Here is a 4,241-nt window from a genome sequence, read left to right on the forward strand (position 1 = left end):
TCATTTGCGACTTCCTTATGTTAACATTTTCATCTTTCAATGTCAACTAAGTTTTTCATTTCGTTTGTCGCTTTCGATGTTAATGTCATCGGCGACTTGTTCTATACTACACCTCTAAAGTACAATCGTCAATACCTTTTTATAAAGATATTTAAGTTAATATTTTTACACCCTCTAATCTAGATAAGAACCTATAAAGATTACATTACCAGAAAACTCCCTTCTACTCCTTCTTAGTTTCTACTTCCAAAATATATTTAAGTTAGCTTAACCCTAGATTTAATTTATACGGACGTTTTCCCCAGCGAAACTAACAACTTTATTTTAATAACTACTAGTATGTAATTAAAAAGTTACTACACTCCTTAGTACCTCTTTGTTTATCACGCACTCTATTAGAAGCAATTGAAGATATACATATTCTTATAACAGACAACGATACAAAAATCCATAATAAACTCATGTACTACTCTAGTTATAGATTTCTCCCCATATGAAGTAATAGTTGTTTATCTGTTTACTCGTAAATATATAGAAACACACTAATACATCTACTAAATATGCCTGTATCACGCATTGGCTTTATTATAAGTAATTATTATTCAGGCCACCTAGAAGGTTCACTGCTCTTAACACTGATTTACTACTACATGATGTTACTAAAACATACTTATTTCAGACATATACTATCATGATTAAACTTGTAGCTGGAACAATTCTTATAATATTTGCAGAAGTAAAAAGGATAGAAACAATCCCCGTCTAGCATTAACAATTGGATTATTTCAATGCTTAGCAATATATCCTGACTCCTCTAGAGCTAATTCTACTGTTCTTGTGTCCTTATTAATGAAAGTAAATTATAAAACTGCGTCTGATTTCTCTTTTTTCATTATTCTTCCTGTAATAGCTTGAACTGGATTTATAGCCTTAAGCTTATGAAAAAGTTAAAGATATTTAAGCATCGATGATATTTCTATGTTTACGATAAAATTCATCCTCTCTTTTATAGTAGCAATGCTAGCAGCAGGAATCTCTCTATAGATTCCTATAAACCACATACTATTAAACCGATATTCAAATCGAAATATAGACCTTATATCTCTTTCATCTTTAGTATCATCCATTCGGTATTACTGAGTGGTAATAAACCTCTGATAATAGCCACTATATCCTCTCAACAAACACTTAAGATGTACAAATAAGTTATACTCCGAAATCTAAACCGAGTAATAGTATTTCTTTTTTAAACACATATACCGGATTAAAAATACGTACCTCAATCGATTGAGTGTACTCAACGTACCCACACGGAACACTCGTTCCCTTCTCAAGTTGTATCACTTCTCATAGCATTTAAGAATGTTTCTAGTACTACTATATATTTTAATTAATTTATATATCTTCCGTTTGGACATATATACAAAATCATAAATTAATTTTTTCTATCTAAGAACCTAAGAATACATAATAATAAGAAACCAATACACATAAAACATCCTATACCTATCAACTCCATAACAAAAACAAACTGATTGATATACCAATCAGTTTGTTTTATTTACACATCTTCTCTTTTAAAAAGTCAATAAAAACAGATTTTGGTCTGCCTTTTAAATAGATAAAATCAATACTAATATTAATTTTCACCGGAGGCGTCATTTCCACTCGGATCAATTCTCCATTTTCTAATTCTTGTTTGACACAATGTTCAGGTAAAAAGCTAATGCCCATCCCTTGTATCACTAAATTTTTCGCTGTTTCCATATTATCTACTTCTAAAAATATATTCGGGCTTACGTCATTACTTGAAAATAGCCGATGAATCATGAGCCAATCCATTGATCCATAATCAAAGAAGATAAGAGGTTGTTTACTTACATGTTCTATTGTTACTTTTTCTTCTTTTAAAAATATATGATTTCGAGGTACAAAAAGGCCGATAGGGTCATTATAAAGACGAATTGATTCTACTTGAGGATGTGTTTCTGTTCGTACGATGCCAAAGTCAACTTCTTTATTAATAACCTTCTGTAGGATGTCTTGTGAATGACCAGTTACAATTTTTATTCTAACATCCTTAAATTCAGATTTAAAACCAGGTAAAATTTCAGGGAGGATATTATTAGATATTGATAAAGCACTCCCAATTACCAAGTCATACGGAATTGTTACTTGTTGCAAACCATACTTAGCTTCCTGGTAAGATTGCAAAATTTTTTGTGCATGTGGGAAAAAATACTCTCCTTTTTCGGTTAAAGAGATCTTATTACCATTTCGATGAAAAAGCTTTATATTAATTTCACGTTCAAGTGATTGGATACGTGCTGTTACAGAAGGTTGGGTTAAATAAAGAGCTTCGGCAGCTTTATTGAAACTACCAAGTTGACAAACATATATAAAAGCTTCAATATTTTCGATATTCATGTCTAAACACTCCTTACTTTAGCTCCCTATTATAATTAACTATAACATGTACACGTAAAAGCATATGCATCAAACATCCATAAAATAAGAATGCAACACTTCTGCCACATTCTTAACTTCTAAATCACACTTTTATTAGTTCTTTCTCTGTTTTATTAGCTATTTTAATAACCACTTTTGCCACAATTTCTGTTGGATCAATGACACAAATATTTTTGGATGATTTCAATACAAGAGGAACCTCTGTACAACCTGCTATAATAGCCTCAGCCCCGCTTTCTTTCAATTTATCAGCAACCATCGAAAGATGTAAACACCCTGTTTTTAAATCCCCACTTTTAATAGCATATATTCCTTCCATCACTTTTTTTTGCATTTCTTTATCAGGATCAATGACATCAATCCTGTAATCTTGACAACTGTTTTGGTATAGTTCTGTCTTAACCGTCCCATCCGTAGCCAACAAACCTACCTTTCTAAAATTATTTTCTTGCACAAAACGAGCCGTTTCTAAAGGCATATGCAAGATTGGAATATTAACAGACCTTTTAACTGCTTTATAGAAAAAATGAACGGTATTACACGCAATAACAAGAAAATCTGCACCAGCGTTTTGCAGTCGCTGGGCTGATTGTACAATGTAAGGGGTCGGATCTATTCCCTTTCCCAAAATAGCCGTTGTCCGATCAGGTATTTGAGAATAGTTGTCTGCAATGATATGGATATGCTCTTGGTCTTTCATTGCAGGTGTGTAAGAAATAATTTTATTCATTAAATCAACAGTCGCCAAAGGTCCCATGCCCCCAATAATCCCAACAACTCTTTGCATTTTATTCACCACTTTTAAACATATTTTGAATGATTGACTTCATTATAAGTTCTTTTTTAAGAGATGAATTATAGAAGGAATCTATACAACAATAGAAAATATGTATTGATAACTAATATATAAAAGAATTTTAATATCTAACAAGTAGTGGGCCAGTATATATGCTGGTTAATAACTGGTATACGAGTAGAAAGCATATCGATACGTACAGCCAAAAAGAATTTCATCTAATTCTGATTGGTGGGTTATAGGCAAATCACCCTTCGGCCTGGTCCAGTATTAAAATTATTAAATTCGATTCTAACTAATATACAAAAAACTGCAATCGACTCATTTACCGCGTCTGTTCATAACTATAAAGTACATCTTGGTAATACGAAAAATGCCAAGGTCCTGTTGTCTTAGGAACACGAATTCGATTCAAGGAATCCTTTCACATGCCTATCAGGTTAATTTGAATACACATCTCCTATATAACGAAAAAAACGCTATCCTTTTAGTAAAATCATTGATAAGGAGGCGTTTTGGGGGATGTTTTATTATACGAGCAATTGCAACTCTTTGCTCAAGGATTGTACCGTAATTTATCTCTTAAAATCCCTCATAAGTTCGGAAAAGATATTTCATTGTCTCACTATCTGCCTGGCTTATTCGAGACATCGCATCTTGCCACTCTCACTCAACTATGCAGTACATTAGATGTAGCGATATTCTCACTGAATTGCTCTAAAAGAAGATTACAGTACACCTCGTGTTCATACAGAGCATCGCAGACAAATATGCGATTACTGGGAGAAAGTGCCCATAAAGCTGTTTCCTGCTAGATGAATGTACTCATAGAGTACTATATTAATCACGAGCTTATTTTATAAAACACAAAAAAGACGAGTCATTCTGACTCGTCTTACAGTTGCTTGGCGACGTCCTACTCTCACAGGGACAAGGTCCCAACTACCATCGGCGCTAGAGAGCTTAACTTCCGTGT

General features: G+C 32.9%; 3 protein-coding genes. 1 reads left to right on the forward strand and 2 read right to left on the reverse strand.

The window, feature by feature from the left end:
* The first annotated feature begins 774 nt into the window (after positions 1–774).
* A complete protein-coding gene (locus PDK19_RS27110; RefSeq protein WP_324251912.1) occupies positions 775–915 on the forward strand; it encodes an undecaprenyl-diphosphate phosphatase in 141 nt (46 codons plus the stop codon).
* A 642-nt stretch (positions 916–1,557) separates the two neighbouring features.
* On the opposite strand, the gene PDK19_RS27115 is transcribed toward PDK19_RS27110, so the two are convergent.
* Positions 1,558–2,427, reverse strand: a complete 870-nt coding sequence (locus PDK19_RS27115) for a LysR family transcriptional regulator (RefSeq protein ID WP_001019591.1) — start codon at positions 2,425–2,427, stop codon at positions 1,558–1,560.
* Between the two features lie 124 nt (positions 2,428–2,551).
* Complete coding sequence (locus PDK19_RS27120; RefSeq protein ID WP_270708202.1) at positions 2,552–3,256, reverse strand: aspartate/glutamate racemase family protein; 705 nt, start codon at positions 3,254–3,256, stop codon at positions 2,552–2,554.
* Between the last annotated feature and the right edge of the window lie 985 nt (positions 3,257–4,241).

Origin of the sequence: Bacillus cereus group sp. BcHK124 (genome assembly GCF_027712065.1) — a bacterium.
GTDB classification, from domain to species: domain Bacteria; phylum Bacillota; class Bacilli; order Bacillales; family Bacillaceae_G; genus Bacillus_A; species Bacillus_A pacificus.

Coding starts and splice junctions, on each gene's coding strand:
- PDK19_RS27115 (WP_001019591.1), bottom strand. CDS start 2,427: ATGAATATCGAAAATATTGAAGCTTTTATATATGTTTGTCAACTTGGT.
- PDK19_RS27120 (WP_270708202.1), bottom strand. CDS start 3,256: ATGCAAAGAGTTGTTGGGATTATTGGGGGCATGGGACCTTTGGCGACT.